12 protein-coding genes are annotated in these 18,627 nt (G+C 44.5%); 6 read left to right on the top strand and 6 right to left on the bottom strand.

The window, feature by feature from the left end:
- Positions 1–175: 175 nt before the first annotated feature.
- The gene (locus JKP82_RS16150; RefSeq protein ID WP_159533539.1) at positions 176–1,720 is read left to right on the top strand and encodes a hydroxymethylglutaryl-CoA reductase; all 1,545 of its coding nucleotides are present in this window, start codon (positions 176–178) and stop codon (positions 1,718–1,720) included.
- Positions 1,721–2,042: 322 nt separating this feature from the next.
- On the opposite strand, the gene JKP82_RS16155 is transcribed toward JKP82_RS16150, so the two are convergent.
- Positions 2,043–5,378: an amidohydrolase family protein gene (locus JKP82_RS16155; protein ID WP_159533537.1), complete on the bottom strand. Its 3,336-nt coding sequence runs from the start codon at positions 5,376–5,378 to the stop codon at positions 2,043–2,045.
- A gap of 348 nt (positions 5,379–5,726) precedes the next feature.
- Here JKP82_RS16155 and JKP82_RS16160 point away from each other — a divergent pair, with 348 nt between their 5' ends.
- The gene (locus tag JKP82_RS16160) at positions 5,727–7,889 is read left to right on the top strand and encodes a molybdopterin oxidoreductase family protein (protein WP_373996606.1); all 2,163 of its coding nucleotides are present in this window, start codon (positions 5,727–5,729) and stop codon (positions 7,887–7,889) included.
- A 116-nt stretch (positions 7,890–8,005) separates the two neighbouring features.
- Here the strand turns inward: JKP82_RS16160 and gorA are convergent, their stop codons facing one another.
- From gorA to JKP82_RS16185, 5 genes are all read right to left on the bottom strand, one after another.
- A complete protein-coding gene (gene gorA / locus JKP82_RS16165; RefSeq protein WP_218397828.1) occupies positions 8,006–9,352 on the bottom strand; it encodes a glutathione-disulfide reductase in 1,347 nt (448 codons plus the stop codon).
- A gap of 212 nt (positions 9,353–9,564) precedes the next feature.
- Positions 9,565–10,893: a response regulator c-di-GMP phosphodiesterase, NosR family gene (gene nosR, locus JKP82_RS16170; protein WP_159533533.1), complete on the bottom strand. Its 1,329-nt coding sequence runs from the start codon at positions 10,891–10,893 to the stop codon at positions 9,565–9,567.
- Positions 10,890–12,590: a HAMP domain-containing sensor histidine kinase gene (locus JKP82_RS16175; protein WP_159533531.1), complete on the bottom strand. Its 1,701-nt coding sequence runs from the start codon at positions 12,588–12,590 to the stop codon at positions 10,890–10,892. The genes nosR and JKP82_RS16175 overlap by 4 nt, the downstream gene beginning before the upstream one ends.
- Complete coding sequence (locus tag JKP82_RS16180) at positions 12,587–13,426, bottom strand: phosphate/phosphite/phosphonate ABC transporter substrate-binding protein (RefSeq protein ID WP_232370698.1); 840 nt, start codon at positions 13,424–13,426, stop codon at positions 12,587–12,589. The genes JKP82_RS16175 and JKP82_RS16180 overlap by 4 nt, the downstream gene beginning before the upstream one ends.
- Positions 13,427–13,496: 70 nt before the next feature.
- Positions 13,497–14,057: a response regulator gene (locus JKP82_RS16185; RefSeq protein ID WP_159533529.1), complete on the bottom strand. Its 561-nt coding sequence runs from the start codon at positions 14,055–14,057 to the stop codon at positions 13,497–13,499.
- A 318-nt stretch (positions 14,058–14,375) separates the two neighbouring features.
- On the opposite strand from JKP82_RS16185, the gene prlC reads away from it, so the two are divergent.
- The 4 genes from prlC (at position 14,376) to JKP82_RS16205 (ending at position 18,620) form a co-directional block, all read left to right on the top strand.
- Positions 14,376–16,412: an oligopeptidase A gene (gene prlC, locus JKP82_RS16190; RefSeq protein ID WP_218397830.1), complete on the top strand. Its 2,037-nt coding sequence runs from the start codon at positions 14,376–14,378 to the stop codon at positions 16,410–16,412.
- A 20-nt stretch (positions 16,413–16,432) separates the two neighbouring features.
- Positions 16,433–17,125 carry a DNA-3-methyladenine glycosylase I gene (locus JKP82_RS16195; protein ID WP_218397833.1) on the top strand — a complete coding sequence of 231 codons (693 nt, stop codon included), beginning with the start codon at positions 16,433–16,435 and terminating at the stop codon, positions 17,123–17,125.
- Between the two features lie 74 nt (positions 17,126–17,199).
- Positions 17,200–17,985 carry a bifunctional demethylmenaquinone methyltransferase/2-methoxy-6-polyprenyl-1,4-benzoquinol methylase UbiE gene (gene ubiE / locus JKP82_RS16200; protein ID WP_013786255.1) on the top strand — a complete coding sequence of 262 codons (786 nt, stop codon included), beginning with the start codon at positions 17,200–17,202 and terminating at the stop codon, positions 17,983–17,985.
- Positions 17,985–18,620: a ubiquinone biosynthesis accessory factor UbiJ gene (locus JKP82_RS16205; RefSeq protein ID WP_218397835.1), complete on the top strand. Its 636-nt coding sequence runs from the start codon at positions 17,985–17,987 to the stop codon at positions 18,618–18,620. The genes ubiE and JKP82_RS16205 overlap by 1 nt, the downstream gene beginning before the upstream one ends.
- Positions 18,621–18,627 lie beyond the last annotated feature (7 nt).

Consider the following 18,627-nt stretch of genomic DNA (forward strand, 5'->3'; position numbering starts at 1 on the left):
TCATAAGGTGTTGGCGCAAAATTTAATGAAGTTTTGATGAAATGGCTCAAATTTAAATGTGGTTAAAAATTGATGGAAATGCAAAAGGTTAGTGATACTGTACAAAGGATGTACTATAAAAAAGTAGTGTACTTAATTCACGCAGTGGCTTAACCAAAACGGAATAGGAACTCACATGTTTGTACCAAGTATTTTACTCAAGCAGCTATATACTCACGGAAGCCTAACCAAAACTGACAACGGCATTTCCTTTGCACTAAAAAACCGTTTAAAAGATGCCACACTAAAGGAGCTTAAATGGATTTCATTTGATGGTGAGAAAGTTCCAAGCCATAAAATTTCTATTCAAAGCAGCAACGACAGTGGCATTAGTTTTGATGCGCTTAATAATAACGGCGGCATGCCGTTTTCATTACGACAAGTCATTACCGTACACCTAGAACTGAATGAAGAAGTCAGCCCTGAAAAACGCAAAATAGGTATTTGTTTTTCAGCGTCTCCTTTTGGAAAGCTTAAGTTCGAAGTAGAAGATAATGTAACGTCACCAGCGAGTCGCAAGCTGCATATTCCCCGCGACGATCACGACGATTATGGCGATAAAATCATTAAGCAGCGTCAGTCATACTTTGAAAGTTTTACTGGCGCCAAAATTGATCATGTGGGCAAGTACTCAGTCGATCCAGACAAATTAAAAGGGAATATTGAGCACTTTATTGGGGTGGCTCAGGTACCCATTGGCATTGCAGGGCCATTAACTATAAATGGCGAGCATGCTAAGGGTGAATTTGTTGTGCCATTGGCAACAACAGAAGGCACCTTGGTGGCGTCGTATAATAGGGGGATGAAGCTGCTTAATATGAGTGGTGGGGTAAAGGCTACGGTGGTAGATGATGCCATGCAGCGAGCTCCGGTTTTTATTTTTAGCGATGCCCGTGGTGCAAGAGATTTTGTTACTTGGGTAAACCAAAACATCAGCAAAATTCGCGAAGAGGCTGAAGCAACCTCGAGTATTGCCAAACTCACTTATATTGACCACTTCTTATCAAACAAATTTGCGTTTTTGCGTTTCAACTATTTAACCGGTGATGCGGCAGGGCAAAACATGGTGGGGCGGGCTACTTTTGCGGCGTGCGGGTGGATTTTAGATAATTATGAAGGTGTTGAAAACTTCTACTTAGAGTCTAACTTTGCTACCGATAAAAAAGCCTCGCAAATAAATATTATGCGTACACGTGGTAAACGGGTAACCGCAGAGGCCACGATAAAGCGTGAGCATTTACTGCAAATTATGCGGGTAGAGCCTAAGCAAATTGACTATCACGGCAGGGTAGCAGGAGTAGGCTCGTTTCTATCTGGGGTGAACAATACGGGTTTACACTCGCCTAATGGTATTACCGCCATGTTTATTGCTACGGGGCAAGATGTTGCGAACGTAGCGGAATCATCGGCTGCTATTATGTATTCAGAGCTTACTGATGAGGGCGATTTGTATGTGTCTATCACCATTCCTTCGTTAATAGTGGCCACCTATGGTGGTGGCACTGGAATGGGCACTCAGCGTGAGTGCTTAGAACTTATCGATTGCTATGGCAAAAACAAGGTGTATAAATTCGCCGAAATCGTTGCCTCGGTAGCCTTAGCGGGGGAAATATCGTTAGCCTCAGCCATTAGCTCATCAGATTGGGTGTCGTCTCACGAACAATATGGACGCAACCGCTGACGGGGACAATACGAAGTGTGGGGCACACAAACACAGGCACGCCGTAAATCCATCCCTGGAGGCTCCGCCCCGGCATCCCTGCCGGGGAGGGCCTGCTTATTGTGTGCCCCACACTTCTAATACAGACCTAGCTCCCAACAAACCTATCCATGGGGCTCTGCCACCGCATCCATGCGGTGGAAGGTCTATCATGGTGCTTCCTACCCTCTTGGATAAATCTGCTGATGGCTTGAGGGAAATGTGGGACATAAGGTGAATCAGTAAGCATAAAAAAGCCGGCGATTTACGCCGGCTTGATAAGTGCTAGTAACTTACTAGATTATTAGTGTTTCCAATGGAAGTGATGTGCTTTCGCGTCAATCGCTTCCGCGGTAGTTCTTGGCATAAAGGTGGCGTTGTTTTCTTCAAAGAAGAAAGGGGAGCGCTTGGTTTTACTGCCTACTTCGTTCATGGTGGCGGCTTCGTATACACGGCCGTTAAGTACGGTAAATTCTACATATTCACTACGGCGTAAGTCTGCTAATACATCGCCGTCAATCACGACTAAGTCAGCCAATTTACCTTTTTCAATACTGCCGATGTCGTTACCCATACCTAGGTGTTTTGCGCCATCGATAGTACCGCCGCGTAATGCTTCCCACGCGGTGAAACCGCCTTGCTGCATTATCCACAGTTCCCAGTGGGCGGCTAAGCCTTCACGTTGGCCATGAGCGCCAATATGTACACTAACCCCATTATCTCGAAGCTCTTTGGCGTAGCTGGCAACGTTTTGGTGGTTGTACTGGTTATCGGGCGCGGTAGGGCGTCTTATAGAGCGGCTATGCAACATGGTGGCAGGTGTGTAGCGAAGTAAGCGTGGGTTCTTCCATACTTCTGTACGGTCGTACCAATACTCTTCACCCATCATGCCGCCGTAAGAAACCACAAATGTAGGTGTGTAACCAAACTCGGTGGCTTTCCATAGCTGGGTTACATCACTATAACCGCGCTCAATAGGCAAGCTGTGTTCTAGCCCTGTATGGCCATCGACCAACATGGTTAGGTTTTGCTGAAACTTACCGCCACCCTCGGGGACTACCATCATGTCTTGATTTTTCGACGCCCATAACACTTGTTGGCGTTGATCCCGACGTGGTTGGTTGTAGCTTTTCACCGAAATTGCGCCGCTTTCTTTTAAGCGTTCTACGTGGAAGTACGCATCTTCATAGTTATTGATGATGGCTTTGTAGCCTAGGCCTTCTGCGCCGTACAAAATAGTACCGGTAGAGTAAATACGCGGTGCCACTATGTCGCCTTTACGCTGAAGCTCAGAGGCGGCAAAAATCTCTGTGGTATCGTTTGATGGGTCATGAATGGTGGTAACACCAAAGGCCACATTCGAGTATTGGCTCCAGTTTTTATCTGGAATAATCTCATTCCTGCCTTGTGCACCATGAGCATGAGTATCAACCAACCCAGGTATAATGGTTTTGCCACTGGCATCTATTTGCATAGCACCTTCAGGAATAGCAATATCTCCGCGCTTGCCCACAGCTTCAATACGATTATCTTTAATGATAATAACGCCGTCTTCAATCACTTCTTGGGTGTTGTCGGCATCACGCATGGTCACGACCTTTCCACCAATTAAGGCTTTGTAACCGCTTGGTTTATCGGCTTCGGTAGTGAACGATAAATTAATACCATCGGCTACAGGGTCGGGCAGGGTTTCTGGCGCGCCATCTACAAACGCAAAAGCTTCTTTAAGCGAGCGACTGTAGAAAGTGGGGCCATTAAACCAGCTCACCGTTTCGTTATCCGGCGACCATGTTAAGTACTCACCAGCTTTAGATGAAAGCTGAGTAACCGGAAGTGAAGTCATGTTGGGGCCAATGGTCACTTTCTTACCATTTTCCACAAACGGGGTAACGAAGGTTTTGAATTGGTAAACAAACGCCACCCATTTTTTGTCATGTGAAAGTTTGTACTCACTTACGTCATCAGCTCCGTATAAATGAGTTCGTTTGTCATTGCCTTGCAAGTTAACACTTGAAAGTTGTGTTTCTCGATACGGCGTGCCGCCTACCGATTCAGTGAAATACACTCGTGAATTGTCGCCTGCAAAGTGTGGGTTAATACCCCCATCAGACACTTTCTTTTCGGTTTTTCTATCAAGGTCTGCTACATAAATACCAGGGTCCACTGAGTATTTAGGGTCGAGTAAATAGCCGCCAGTAAACTTGCGGTACACCACCTTTTCACGATCACTTGAGAACGATGGTTCTATATAATGGCCAGGTTGCTTAGTAATCACTTTACCTTTACCGCCGCGGGCCGAAACAATGCGTACTGATCCTAATTCATCATCATTCCACGTGGTGTAAACAATGGCTTTGCCGTCGTTAGAAAAACGCGGGTAATATTCGCCATGGGCATTTTGCTTAGTCAGGCGTTTCATCTTGCCCGACTTTACGTCTTTAACGTAAAGCTTACCTAATGCTTGAAACAAGAGTGTCTTACCGTCAGGTGACATTTGCGACCAGCGAATCATGTTTACATCAAATTCATCCGGTGCCACATTTACATCAAAGCGCAGTGCATCCGCATATTGAAGGGTAGCTTCTACGTTAATGTTAATATCAGAGATAGTCTTATCGTCAATATTGATGCTATGGAAAGTACCACCAGTCCAATACACAATGGCTGATGAATCTGGCATCCAGTCGAAGTAGGCGAAGTAACCTTCAGAACCAAAGCCTTCTTGCATGTCACGTTCAAGTTCTGTGGTAAGCGGTGTTTCTTCACCGGTTCTAATGTCTTTTAAAAACAGAGCGGTTTTTTCTTTTACCCGGCGAACAAACGCAACGTATTTACCATCCGGTGATGGCGTAGGTACCACTGCACCGCCGGTGCCACTAATATAACGGCTTTCGTCGCCGTTCTCACGGTCAAAGCGGGTGATGGCGAATATGCCACCTAATGGGTCGCGGTTATAGTCGAAACGACTCCCAGGCACTGTGTTCTCTGTGAAGTAAATATATTTACCGTCGTGAGAAAAAACAGGGTCAGCTATGTTTTGCTGGTCTTTTTTACCATGATTACGAGCTTTAATTTGCAAGCCGTCACCACCGGTATTGTGGTACATCCAAATTTCACCTGCAGGAATACTGCGGCTAGACATAATGCCTTTCGATACCAGCAAGTATTCACCATCTGGGCTCCATTTAGGAGAGTGAATAAGGTTGTTCTTTTCTTTGGTCACTTGGCGCAGATTTTCGCCATTGCTGTCCATTATCCAAAGATTATTAATGCCATCGCGGTCAGAAATAAACGCAATCTTTGAACCGTCCGGTGAAATACTTGGGTGTATGTTCCATGCGAAATCTTGCGTGATAGGTGTGGCATCGCCGCCATCAATATTCACTTTATAAATATCACCTAGCATATCGAACACCATATACTTGCCATTCGGGGCTATATCCAAGCTAGACCAAGTGGTTTCGGTGGTATTGATAGTGACTTCATTAAGTGCAAATGGCGGGTTACTTACATCCCACTTTTCTTCATTAATCGTTGCTTCTTTTTTGATGTCGTCAGCTGCATGCGCAGAGTACGCGGTACTTAAGCCTAAGGCGCTGACAAGTGTGGCGGCTAAAAAGCTTTTTGTTGTTTTTATCATAATGTGTTTCCAATTGCTTGAAATGCGTTTTCTGTCTATTGATGAGTATGCCCGTGAGCGTCTCATCTATTTGTAAATTTGTCGTTAACCTTAACCTAAAATGGTGGGGTGCTACCTAACTTATGAGATTTTACGCATAAATCTAACGACCAAATTACAGTTTTACCACCCACCCGTCTATTTATCCATCACTCACGATGATGCTTGTCTATTAAGTGGATAAACGCTAATTTTGCAACAAGCTGTTAACAATGTTTGATGTAGGTGCTATTCGTGGTTAATTCAAAGCAAGATGTGGTCATTTCAGAGCAGAAACTCCATTATTCAACCTGTACGCTGTGCGAAGCTATGTGCGGCATTGAAGTTGCCACACAGGGTAAACGCATACTATCCATTAAGGGCGATAAAGATAATCCTTTTAGTGCCGGCCACGTATGCCCCAAAGCCAGTGCGCTGAAAGATTTATATGATGATCCTGACAGGTTAAAACGACCGGTAAAAAATGTAGGCGACGAGTGGCAAGAAATACCGTGGAGTGAGGCCTTTGACTACGTTGCTGAAAAACTACACCATATTCAGTCCCAACATGGCAAAGATGCGGTTGGTGTCTATCTAGGTAATCCGAATGCCCACAACATGGGGGCTATTTTGTTCGGCCCTTATTTTTATCGCGCCCTTGAGTCACACAATAGATACTCTGCCACCTCGGTGGATCAGCTCCCTCATCATATTGTTAGCCGAAGGCTGTTTGGGCATATGTCACAAATTCCTATTCCAGATATCGATCACACCCAACACTTTGTGATTATCGGTGGAAATCCACTTGCTTCCAATGGCAGCATCATGACTGTGCCCAACGTTAAAAATCGCTTAAAAGGCGTGCAAAAACGGGGTGGTAAAATAGTGGTCATCGACCCTAAACGAACAGACACTGCTGATTTAAGCTGCGAGCATCACTTTATTCGCCCCGGCAGCGACGTATTGCTATTACTTGCTATGTTACATGTAGTATTTGAAAAGCAATTTCACAATGCCGAGGCGCTCTTACCTTACGCCGAAGAATTGCTTGAAGTTGAAGGCTACGTAAAAGACTTTTCTCCCGAAAATGTTAGCGAACAAACCGGTATTGAAGCGTCACAGGTAATCAAATTGGTTACCGATTTTTGCGAAGCTGAATCGGCTGTATGTTACGGACGCATGGGCGCGAGTGTGCAAGCATTTGGCACACTCACTCAATATCTCATCATGCTGTTTAACATGTTGACCGGAAACTTAGATAGGCAAGGGGGGATGATGTTTACCCAGCCTGCTGCCGATATTTTACCGGTATCAAGCAGGGGCAGCATGTCAGGCTATAGTTCACGGGTAAGGGGTTTACCCGCTTTTGCTGGGGAATACCCAGTGGCGTGTTTAGCAGAAGAAATATTAACGCCTGGTGAAGGCCAAATTAAAGCCATGGTCATAGGTGCTGGAAATCCAGTGGTGACTACGCCTAATACCGAGCAGCTGGAACGTGCGTTTTCACAACTCGATTTTATCGTGTCTGTGGACTTCTACATTTCTGAAACTTCTCGGCATGCAGATATTATATTACCTCCCGTTACACCGTTAGAGCGGGACCACTATGATGTGGTTTTTCATAATTTCGCAGTAAGAAACTACGCCACCTATTCTGAGGCAGTGGTCGATATAGATGATGATCAATTAACAGATTGGCAGATATACCTATCGCTGGCAGAGCGTCTAGATAAATTAAATGGCAAAAGTACCGCGCACTATCAAACACTATGGCAAAAACAGCCCAAAGGTGTGATAGACGATTTATTAAAAAGTGGCCAATACGGTGCACATGCTCGCGTAAACTCCAGTGCCAGTGATAACGCGAACGGCAATAAAAACGCTAACGCTCAGGGACAAACAGACGGCATTGGCAAGGAAGGCTATAACTTGTCGCTAGATAAGCTGAAAGCGCATCCACATGGCATTGACCTTGGGCCATTGCAGAGTGCACTACCTGACGCCATTTTTCATGAAGATAAAAAAATCAATTTAGATTTTGATTACTTTATGCCAGATATTGCCCGAGTAAAGACGCATTTCTTTGACCAGAAGCGTAAGGAAAATCAAATGGTACTCATTGGCAGGCGTCATATTAAAACGAACAACTCTTGGTTACACAATAGCCCTAGAATGGTGAAGGGAAATAATCGATGTACCCTACAATTGCACCCTGAAGATGCTGCTAAATACCAAGTCCAAGAGGGTGATAGCGTTAAGGTCACTTCAAGAGTGGGGGAATTATTCGTAGAGGTTGAAATTACCAATTCTATTATGCCAGGCGTGGTCTCTATACCGCATGGTTGGGGCCATAATAAGAAGGGAATAAAGCTGGGTGTTGCTAGCCAGTACCCTGGCGTGAATACGAATATTCTGACAGACGAAATGCAGGTAGATACCTTGTCGGGCAATGGTGTATTAAATGGTGTGCCGGTTTCGTTAGAGAGGATGTGAAAGAAAGGCGATAATCAACATATTGATTATCGCCTTACATTTTATAAGTACGCTATCGTTTTTACTAAGCTTGGTTAACCTGAGCTCAGCTACAGTCTAACATTCCAGAACGCGATCTACATAGTAACGTATTCTTCAGCACTAGTAGGGTGAATGGCCACACATGCATCAAAATCGGCTTTGGTCGCGCCCATTTTTATGGCGACGGCAAAGCCTTGTAGAATTTCATCCATACCGTGGCCTATACCGTGAAGGCCAACCACTTTTTCATCATCACCTGCACACACCAATTTCATTTTGGTCATTTGGCGGTGACGGGTTACTGCGGTGTACATAGACGCAAAGCTCGACGAATACACTTTAATATTGTCTTCACCGTACTGTTCTACCGCTTCTGGTTCGGTTAAGCCCATGGTGCCAATAGGCGGGTGGCTAAACACCACGGTGGGGATCATGGAGTAATCCATGTGCGCGTCTTCTTGGCCGTTGAATAAACGTTCGCTGAGTAAGCGACCTGCTTTTACTGCCACAGGCGTCAATTCGGCTTCACCAGTAATGTCACCCACAGCATAGATGTTCTTAGCTGTCGTGTTTTGGTATTTATCTACTTTCACGGTGCCGTTTTCGGCAAGCTCTACACCGGTGTTTTCAATCGCTATCACATCGGTTGATGGTTCGCGGCCAATGGCCCAAATTAGGCAGTCTGCTTCAAGGACTTCACCATTAGTTAGATGAATTGAAAGGTGCTTACCTTCACCGCGCTCTACTTTTTCAACGCTGGCGTGGTTGTGTAATGTGCAGCCTTCAGCGTGGATCATATCAACTAGGGTTTCATGGATGATAGGGTCGAAGTGACGTAGTGGAGCATGTTTACGCACCACTAAATGGGTCTCTGTCCCCAAACTATGCAATACGCCAGCGAGTTCAACACCAATGTAACCTGCACCCACTACAACGGCTTTTTTAGGTTGTTCTTTTAGCGCAAAGAAGCCATCAGAGTTAATACCGTGCTGTGCACCTGGAATATCAGGTATGACAGGGCGACCACCAGTGGCAATAGTAATGTGATCAGCGGTATAGGTTTCGCCATCGACTTCAATAGTATTGTTATCAACAAACTTAGCGAAACCACGAATAAGGGTGACGTCGTTAGCACTGAGCGAGCGGTCATACGATGCATGAATACGTTCGATATAGGCTTGGCGGCTGGCAATTAGGCTATCCCAACTGAAGTGGTTTACTGTTATATCAAAACCATATTCTGGTGCGTAGCGGTGAATAGCTTCGGCAACTTGTGCGCCGTACCACATGGCTTTTTTAGGCACACAGCCTACGTTAACGCATGTGCCGCCAATGTCTTTAGCTTCAATAATAGCTGCTTTTTTGCCATGCTTGGCGGCGCGGTTTGCAGACGCAATGCCGCCACTACCGCCGCCTATGCAGATATAATCAAAATGTTTCATGTTAACCGCCTTATTATCCGTTAGGCCTAAAATTGTCATTTATTGTGACACGAAATTGAAGGAATACACACTGTATACGCGTTTAAGGGACCGAGGCACAAGGTAGAAGATTTCATTATCGTAGGCATCATTTGTAAAAAAAAAAGAAGCACTAATTGCATTAGTGCTTCTTTGTTCCAGTGTTATGGGTACTGCCACAGATACACTTAAGATCACGCGTCTTGAGGTGTAGCACCTTCTTCGCTTTCATTTAATGGCGTATCTGGCTCAATCAAAATGCTGAACTCTCGTCGACGTTCTTGTTCAAATTGAGTCAGCTTTTGAATAGTGGCGTCAGTGAAGATATGCCCTTCAGGCAGTATAAGAATATGGCTATCATTGTATAAATTCTTGGCTAACACCATGCCTGCTTTTAGCTGTGATGCTTTCATGGTGTTGTAAATGTATTTTGACGTGCTCACATTTTCATCTGCAAGTAAGAACGACAAAATTTCACCATCATACCGTGTGTTGGTATGCTTTTTCATTTCCGCTTTTGCATCTCGTGGTGTCATCTCTTCACCACTCATTCGGCCGGTGACTAAACGCCAGTAGTCTCTGGCTATTGAGACTATACGGGCACCTATGGGAATTTCTTTCGCCACCACATTACGTGGGCCAGCACCGTTATAATGCTCGAATTGAAATTCAATCATGTCTGATACAGGTTGTAACTCCATTGCGGGAGCAAGCATTAGTGCAGCTTTTTTGGTTTGATCCAAGTAGTTCTGTTGCTGCTGATACTTCAGCTTCGCAAACGGCGCTTGAAAATCATCTGTACTTAGCCCCAACAGGCCCAGCTCACAGATTAAACCCGCATAGCTAACGCGTTTAACTTCTTCAGGAGAAAGTTGAAGGTACTTCGCTAATTTAGCGGCAAGTTCGCTCACTTCAATGGCAAATTTTCCATCTATGTTCGGGTTTATACTGATAACGTTGAACAGTACTTGTTCCATTGCAAGATTATGTTTTTCAATCTTGTTCAGGGCAGCTTTAATTTGGCGAGTACGCTTATGTACCATTTGCTCAAGCGACGTATTAACTTCTTTTAATTTACGGTTTTGTAACCGTGTTAATTTTTGCAAACGGGCATTTTCATTTTTTAATTTTACCCGCTCTAACCCGTCTTCAATGGCAGATATAAGCTCTTTGTTGTCCCAAGGTTTTTGCAAGTAACGATGAATTTTTCCTTCGTTAACCGCTTTGATGGTAGATTCGATATCGGCATAACCGGTTAGCACCAACCGATAACTTTCAGGGTACAACTCTGCAACTTGTTGAAGTAATTCAGCACCAGACATCTGTGGCATTTTCATATCTGAAATGATCACGTGAACATCATTTTCTTTCATGATCTCCAATGCTTTTGCGCCACTGTCAGCCAGCAATAAATTGACTTTTAAAGAAAAAAGCGCGCGCTTAATGGCGCGAAGAATATTAGGTTCATCGTCGACAAATAAAACAGTGTACACGTCTGCGTTTTGGTCAGTGGTATCATTCATAGTGAATCGTCCTGAAAAGAATCTTCGGCGTTGTCGTCTAACGGGTTATGTATTGGTAGGCATAGTGTGAAACAGCTTCCTTCCCCATCTTTACTTGAAGCATGAAGGGTGCCGCCGTGCTCTTGAGCAATGCCGAAAGAAATAGAAAGCCCAAGCCCGGTACCTTGCCCTTCTGGTTTGGTAGTGAAAAACGGGTTAAACAATTTATCTAAGTGACTCGATTGAATACCGCAGCCAGTGTCTTGAATGCTAAGCTCAATGTAGCCATCTACTTCTCGCGTCGTAATCGTAATCGCACCCTGCACACCAGTGCTTTCGATAGCTTGCCCAGCGTTTATAAGAAGGTTAGTCACCACTTGGGAAATTTTACCCATGTTCATCATGGTATGGGGAATCGACCCTAAATGGGTTTCTACGCTACATATGTATTTCAGCTGGTTGTTCACCATCGCTAGGGTGGTTCGAACGCAATCATTTAGGTTGTAAGATTGCATTTCATCACTGTCTACGCGAGAGAACAGTTTTAGCCCTTTAACTATTTCGGCCACCCGAATCAAACCATCTTTCGAATCGGTGATGAGTTCAGAGATATCGCTGTTGATAAACTCCATGTCTTGCTGCTGTATAATGTTGCGCAGCTGTTTAATCGCTTCATCCTGATGGATAGCGGTATCTTTTGAGAGCACATCATTAAGCTGTTGGAATATCATTTGATAGGTGGATACATATTCGCTGAGGGTATGCATATTACTATTTACAAACCCGATTGGGTTATTGATTTCGTGCGCTACACCCGCAGCCAACTGGCCAACCGATGCCATTTTCTCTGCTTGTAACAATTGAACCTGTGCTTCTTTTAAGTCTTTATTTGCCTCTTCAAGTTGGAAGTTTTTCTGGTTTAACAACGAGGTACGTTGTTTAACTTTTACCTCCAATAAGCTATTGAGTTCTTTAAGTTCACCTTCAACGCGCTCGCGATGCGTATTTTCTTCTTTTAAAAGCTCAACCAATTGATTAAAGGCTTCAGCAAGCTCACTGAGTTCATCTTTGCCGCGCACTTTTACAGAGATATTCTGGTAATTTTTATCTTTAACTGCCGCCCCTAAATGCCTAGTACCTGCACGTAGCAGCTTTAACTGCGACATTAAGTACGAGCCAAGCAAATATGAGCACAATGCAATGAGGCCTAGTTCTATGGCGGCAAGTGTTAATGTCCAAGTACGTACCCGTTTTACCGACTGATTAATAGAATCAACATCAAGGCCTATTTCTACTCTGCCAAATAAGGTTTCGCCAACTTTAATATCAGCTGCGGTATCGTAAATACCATCCACTGCACTCATTACATCGCTGTCTTGCTGAAAGGGGTGACTGAGAGCTTCAGGCTCACCTTTTTCGACATATACATTGTTGTTGTTATCGAGAACCCGAACATAACTGATATTTGGGTTTGAAAGCATTTCAGTTGCATCTGCCTCTAGCGAAGCGAGGTCGTAGCTTAAAAAAGCATTTTTCGCTGTGGACACAAATAGGTTTGTAGTGGTTTGGGCTGACGTATCAACACTGGTGTCGACTAAGTCATTTAGCAGTTTAAATACGGTTGTGATAAGAATTAAAAACAAAATGGCAGCAATAAGCGCCACCCCAACAATGGTTTTTGTTCGTAGCGATAGCGTAAGCAACGCATCCCTTTTCACAATTGTGGCCTAGCCAATGAGGTGATGCCAAGTGCCCGTACGTCGTCCCAATCTTCATCTGCTGACGACATAAATCCTTTAAAGCCAATATTTTTCAATAGCTGATGATTGTCTTTGTCCTTCGACAGGGTAAGCAATGCATTTAATAGTGCGTCTCTTTGCGCCTCGGTAACCCGAGGGTGGGTGGCTACAGCATGAGGGGTGTACCCATCACTTTCCCATAAAATACGAAGGGCATTTTGAGTACTGTCATCAGTGTTATTGAAGGTTCTTATTATGCCGCCGCCGGCGTCAAAAAAGCCTCGTTGCACATTGAGGTACACCGAGTCATGAGAATGCACATAGCGCGGTGTAAAGAGAATATCTTGTTGTCTCAAATATGCACTAGGGATAATGGTGGCAGCGAATGCAGCAGGAGAGGGAAAGGCTATGTCCTTACTGTCCAGATCATCAAGTGACATAATATCGCTGTTCGCATTCACAACAATAATGCCTTTAATTCGCTTATCTTTTTGACGAGCCAACGCGCGATAGCCAACCGTGTCATGAAATACCACAAAGTGGTATGGGTTCATGTAAGCAACGTCATATTCACCCTCAGCCAGTCTTTGTTCGAAGGTAGGAATATCTTTGGCTGTTTTAAACACCACATTAATGTCTGAGTGCGCAGAGATATAGTTAATAAGTGGCTGCCACGTTTCAGCGAGCTTCTTCGCAGACTGTTGAGGCACTATGCCAAGCGTTAACGTATTGCATGCACCATGAGCAGCGAACAATGCGAGCGCTAAAAAAACAAACATATGTCGTGCAGCTTGAAAAACTGATTTTTCCACCATGATTCACCTCAAACCGACCCAGTTAAAAAGACCATATTAAAAACATTGGCCACAGCTACTTACTATGAACTTACTCAAACATAAACTTTTCGATAGTTTCAATAAGTTCGCCATTCGCGAATGGTTTGGAAAGCGCTGCATTTGCGCCAAGGTCTATTGCCCGCTCAAGACTAATGTCGTCAAGAGCAGAAATGACAAGAATTTTTAAGTTTTTGTATTTAGGTTGCTCTCGAACAAACTGGATAACGCTGTAGCCATCCATGCCAGGCATACTCAAATCGAGAGTCATCAACTTTGAATTATACTGGCTCAACATAATGCCAGCTTGAAAACCACCCGTAGCAATATGGCTTTCGAATCCCCCCCGGCGTGCCACGCGTTGAATCGACTTTGCCACCGGCATTTCATCATCGACAATGAGAATGGAAGGTGAAATCTCACTTTGGAGGTCATCAGGAATAGGAATGTTATGATGTTCAAGAAAGGAAACGAAGTCTGATACTAGCACGCGATTATTGCCACGACCTGGCAGCTTAAACCCTTTAAGTTTTCCGCTTTCTATCCAGCGGATCACAGTTCGAAGGTTTACATCACAATAAGTTGCGATTTCGCCCGATGTTAATGTCTTCATTGTTCAATTCCTATTGCCAACTTGTAACGTTATAGCACTGAATAGGATTGTTCACAATTTAGACAAAAGTAGTGAATGTGACATTTGTGACACTCTTTTTTCTCGTTTTTAGTCGCCAAATTAATGAGTTACATGATTCACACCACGCGTTTAAAAAGAAATAATTAGTCAAAATTTGATCTGCACGCTTACCGTTTACAGTAATCCTAGTATAGAACCTAGAAAAATCACTGTTGTGTTGAACAATTACAGCGCTTGTTTTTATTGCAATCAACCCCAACATAACTTGCTATACGAACTGAAAAGAGTAGACGGATTATGACGACCCCAGCAATTGAATTGGTAGATGGTTTGCCTTTGTTTTCATCCATTAAGCCCGCACAGATAAAGCCCGCCATCGAAAAAGCGATAGCTAAATGCAAGCTTGAAATTGATGAGGTGGTTGCATCTAAAGATTACTCTTATGCGAACTTAGTACTGCGCTTAGAAGAGGTAGACGACAATTTAAGTAAGATGTGGTCACCGGTTTCTCACATGAATTCAGTGGTGAGTAGCGACGAACTGAGAGAAGCGCATGATGCTTGCTTACCTTTGCTTTCAGAATATGGCACTTGGGTAGGTCAGCACGAAGGCCTATATAACGCTTATGTGGCGATTAAAGCGTCAGACGAATATGCCAACCTTGATGAGCAGCGTCAAAAAGTTATTGATAATGCTATTCGCGATTTCACTTTAAGTGGGGTGGCACTGCCTAGCGGGGAAAAGAAACGCTATGCAGACATTCAAGCGAAGCTAAGCGAGTTATCATCCACATTTTCAAACAATGTGATGGACGCGACTATGGGGTGGAGCAAACATGTCACTGACGAAGCCATCCTCTCTGGTATGCCAGAATCAGCCCGCGATGCAGCTGCACAAGCGGCACATCAAAAAGACTTACAAGGCTGGCTATTTACATTAGATATTCCTTCTTACTTACCTGTTATGCTGTATGCAGACAATGCAGCGTTACGAGAAGAAATGTATCGCGCTTATGCCACGAAGGCGTCAGATCAAGGCCCCAATGCGGGTAAGTGGGACAACACCGACATTATTCAACAAACACTGGCTCTTCGTAGTGAAATTGCACAATTACTCGGTTTTAGCAGTTATTCTGAACGTTCTCTTGCCACCAAAATGGCTGAGTCGACTGGTCAAGTTACCGGCTTTTTACGTGATTTAGCTGCTAAATCGAAGCCACAGGCTGAAAAAGAGTTAGAAGAAGTGCGTGCCTATGCGAAAGATACCCACGGGGTAACAGAGCTTAACGCGTGGGACTTACCTTACTACAGCGAGAAGCTGAAACAGGAAAAGTACACCATTTCAGATGAAATGCTGCGTCCGTATTTCCCTGAAGACAAAGTATTGTCGGGTTTGTTCGAAGTGGTGCATAGATTGTATGGCCTTAAAATCATTGAACAGCCAGGTATTGATACATGGCATAAAGATGTACGCTACTTCACTATTACCGATAGTGCAGATGCCCTGCGTGGTAGCTTTTACCTAGACTTATACGCTCGCGCTAAAAAGCGAGGTGGTGCGTGGATGGACGAGTGCCGTGTTCGCCGCGAAAAGTTAGACGGCGAATTACAGTTACCTGTGGCGTATCTCACTTGTAACTTTAATGCACCAGTAGGGGATAAGCCTGCCTTATTCACGCACGATGAAGTGGTTACTCTTTTCCATGAATTCGGACACGGCATACACCACATGCTAACTAAAATGTCGGTGGCTGGTGTATCTGGAATTAACGGTGTGCCGTGGGATGCCGTAGAGCTACCAAGTCAGTTTTTAGAAAACTGGTGCTGGGAAGAAGACGCACTTAACTTTATCTCGGGTCACTTCGAGACGGGGGCCCCCTTACCCGCTGATTTACTTGACAGAATGTTAGCGGCCAGAGATTACCAAGCCGCTATGCAAATGGTGCGTCAGCTGGAATTCAGTTTGTTTGATTTCTTATTGCATAGCGAGTCTGGCGACAAGGTTGATGTTCAAGCCATTCTTAATAGCGTGCGCGATGAAGTTGCCGTTAACACACCTCCAGCATTTAACCGTTTTCAGCATAGCTTTGGGCACATTTTTGCTGGTGGTTATGCAGCAGGGTATTACAGCTACAAATGGGCAGAAGTGTTATCTGCCGATGCTTACAGTAAATTTGAAGAAGATGGTATTTTTAACCGAGATACGGGTAAAGCATTTTTGGAAAATATACTTGAAATGGGCGGAAGCCGTGCGCCTATGGACTTATTCGTTGCCTTCAGAGGCAGGGAGCCAAACGTAGATGCCTTACTTCGCCATAGCGGCATTCGTGGCTAATTAGTATTAGGGTAATAATCATGGGAATAGAATCTTTCTCCACCATTTACCAGCGGGCATGCAAGCGAAAAGGTGGTGAAAAGGCGCTTGAAAGCATGCTTTCAGCGCCGCTTTCCTCTGAGCACGTTGCCAAAATACCGGACGATCGTTTTTTAGCAGCCATGACGAAGCAAGTGTTTCAGTCAGGCTTTGTTTGGCGCGTAATCGAGAAAAAGTGGCCTGAGTTTGAAACCGTGTTCTTTGGTTTTGATATCGAAAAAGTGCTGCTGATGCCTGATGAGATGTTAGAGCAAAAAGCATCTGATAAGCGCATTGTGCGTAATTACAAAAAAGTAATGACCGTTCGCGACAACGCCATGTTCATTAAAGATATTAGCCGTGAACACGGCGGCTTCGGTCAGTTTGTGGCTAAATTCGACGCCAGTAATATTACCGATTTATGGACCACGTTAAAGAAACGTGGGTCGAGACTTGGTGGGAACACGGGGCCCTACATGCTGCGTGCGTTAGGCGTAGATACCTTCTTGTTCTCACGCGATGTTGAAGACTACTTAAGAAAGCACGATATCATTGATGGTGGCCTCACTAGCAAGAAAAGCTTAACCGCTGCGAATGCGGCTTTTGCACAGTGGCATCAAGAAAGTGGCCGCACGTTACAAGAAATAAGCGTTATTATTGCGTTCAGTTGGGGCACAAACCAGTATTTAGCATAAGGTAAATACTGTTGCTGGGCGCTACAATCCGATACACTTCAGCCTTTACTATGAATCACTATTGCAGGAATGCCATGAGCGACAACCATAACAACACATCGCCCACCGAGGCATCGGATGCACCTACTACTCATTTCGGCTTTAAGCAGGTTGAGAAAAACCAAAAAGCGTCGTTAGTAGCCAATGTATTCGATTCTGTTGCCGCTAAATACGATGTCATGAACGATTTAATGTCGATGGGTGTGCACCGTTTATGGAAGCGCTTTGCCATCGATTGTTCAGGTGTGCGTGCAGGGCAAAAAGTGCTTGATATCGCTGGTGGTACTGGCGATTTAACCGCAAAATTTTCTCGTCTTGTTGGCCCTACGGGCAACGTAACGTTGGCCGACATTAACTTATCGATGCTAAAAGTTGGCCGCGATAAACTAAGAGATCGCGGACTAGTTAGCAATATCGATTACGTTCAAGCAGACGCTGAGGCGTTACCTTTCCCTGACAACCACTTCGACGTGGTTACCATGGCTTTTGGTCTAAGAAACGTGACCGAAAAGCAAAATGCACTTAATTCAATTTACAGAGTGTTAAAGCCGGGTGGTCGGCTCTTGGTATTGGAATTTTCTAAGCCAACGTCAGAGCAATTAAGCAAACTTTACGACACGTATTCGTTCCATATATTGCCTAAAATGGGGCAGTTAGTGGCCAACGATGCCGAGAGTTATCAATACTTGGCAGAAAGTATTCGTATGCATCCTGATCAAGAGACCTTGAAAGGTATGTTCGAAACCGCTGGATTTGACCAGTGTGATTACCAGAACTTAACTGGTGGAATTGTAGCACTGCACCGAGGCTATAAGTTTTAATGCCAACGTCAGCATTGGTAAGTGCCGTTATTGAAACGGCAGCGAATAAAATTTTAGCGTTAGATCCAGACAGCGTTGCCAGAATGGCCTCGCTGAAAGGCGCGCGACTTATTGCTTATGTAGACCCCTTACCTTTTGCTGTAGTGCTTGTATTTTCTGAGCAGGTAGATGTACTGGCCTTACATGAGCCGTTTCAAGACACAGTCGCTACGCTAAATCATAAAGACTGCTGTATTAAAACATCCTTAGATACCCTGCCTGAACTTAAGCACATCAATCAGCTAACCCGACTTATTCAGCAAAACAAATTGCAGGTTGAGGGGGAACTTGCTGTGGCTCAGCAGGTTAGCGGCTTATTTCAGCAGCTAGATATTGATGTAGAAGAGCTGCTGGCTGCTAAAACCAACGATGTGGTAGCCCATCAAGCGATGAGCTGGTTTAGCGCTGTTAAGCGCAAAGCGACGGGTGCCCTGTCAGAGTTTAATAAAGTCGCTAGCAATGCCTTGATAGAAGAAAAGCAAATAGCAGCGCCCAAATTAGCGGTATTACATTTTAGTGATGAAGTGAACGCACTACGTGACGATGCAGCGCGATTAGACGCCCGCTTACTTCAGCTAGAACAAAAATCAATTTAAGAGACAA

The organism is Alteromonas lipotrueae (assembly GCF_019249215.1).
GTDB lineage: Bacteria > Pseudomonadota > Gammaproteobacteria > Enterobacterales > Alteromonadaceae > Alteromonas > Alteromonas lipotrueae.

What these genes read in the sequence shown, in the direction of transcription:
- JKP82_RS16150 (WP_159533539.1), top strand. Translation starts at nt 176, where the DNA reads ATGTTTGTACCAAGTATTTTACTCAAGCAGCTATATACTCACGGAAGC.
- JKP82_RS16155 (WP_159533537.1), bottom strand. Translation starts at nt 5,378, where the DNA reads ATGATAAAAACAACAAAAAGCTTTTTAGCCGCCACACTTGTCAGCGCC.
- JKP82_RS16160 (WP_373996606.1), top strand. Translation starts at nt 5,727, where the DNA reads ATGTGCGGCATTGAAGTTGCCACACAGGGTAAACGCATACTATCCATT.
- gorA (WP_218397828.1), bottom strand. Translation starts at nt 9,352, where the DNA reads ATGAAACATTTTGATTATATCTGCATAGGCGGCGGTAGTGGCGGCATT.
- nosR (WP_159533533.1), bottom strand. Translation starts at nt 10,893, where the DNA reads ATGAATGATACCACTGACCAAAACGCAGACGTGTACACTGTTTTATTT.
- JKP82_RS16180 (WP_232370698.1), bottom strand. Translation starts at nt 13,426, where the DNA reads ATGGTGGAAAAATCAGTTTTTCAAGCTGCACGACATATGTTTGTTTTT.
- JKP82_RS16185 (WP_159533529.1), bottom strand. Translation starts at nt 14,057, where the DNA reads ATGAAGACATTAACATCGGGCGAAATCGCAACTTATTGTGATGTAAAC.
- prlC (WP_218397830.1), top strand. Translation starts at nt 14,376, where the DNA reads ATGACGACCCCAGCAATTGAATTGGTAGATGGTTTGCCTTTGTTTTCA.
- JKP82_RS16195 (WP_218397833.1), top strand. Translation starts at nt 16,433, where the DNA reads ATGGGAATAGAATCTTTCTCCACCATTTACCAGCGGGCATGCAAGCGA.
- ubiE (WP_013786255.1), top strand. Translation starts at nt 17,200, where the DNA reads ATGAGCGACAACCATAACAACACATCGCCCACCGAGGCATCGGATGCA.
- JKP82_RS16205 (WP_218397835.1), top strand. Translation starts at nt 17,985, where the DNA reads ATGCCAACGTCAGCATTGGTAAGTGCCGTTATTGAAACGGCAGCGAAT.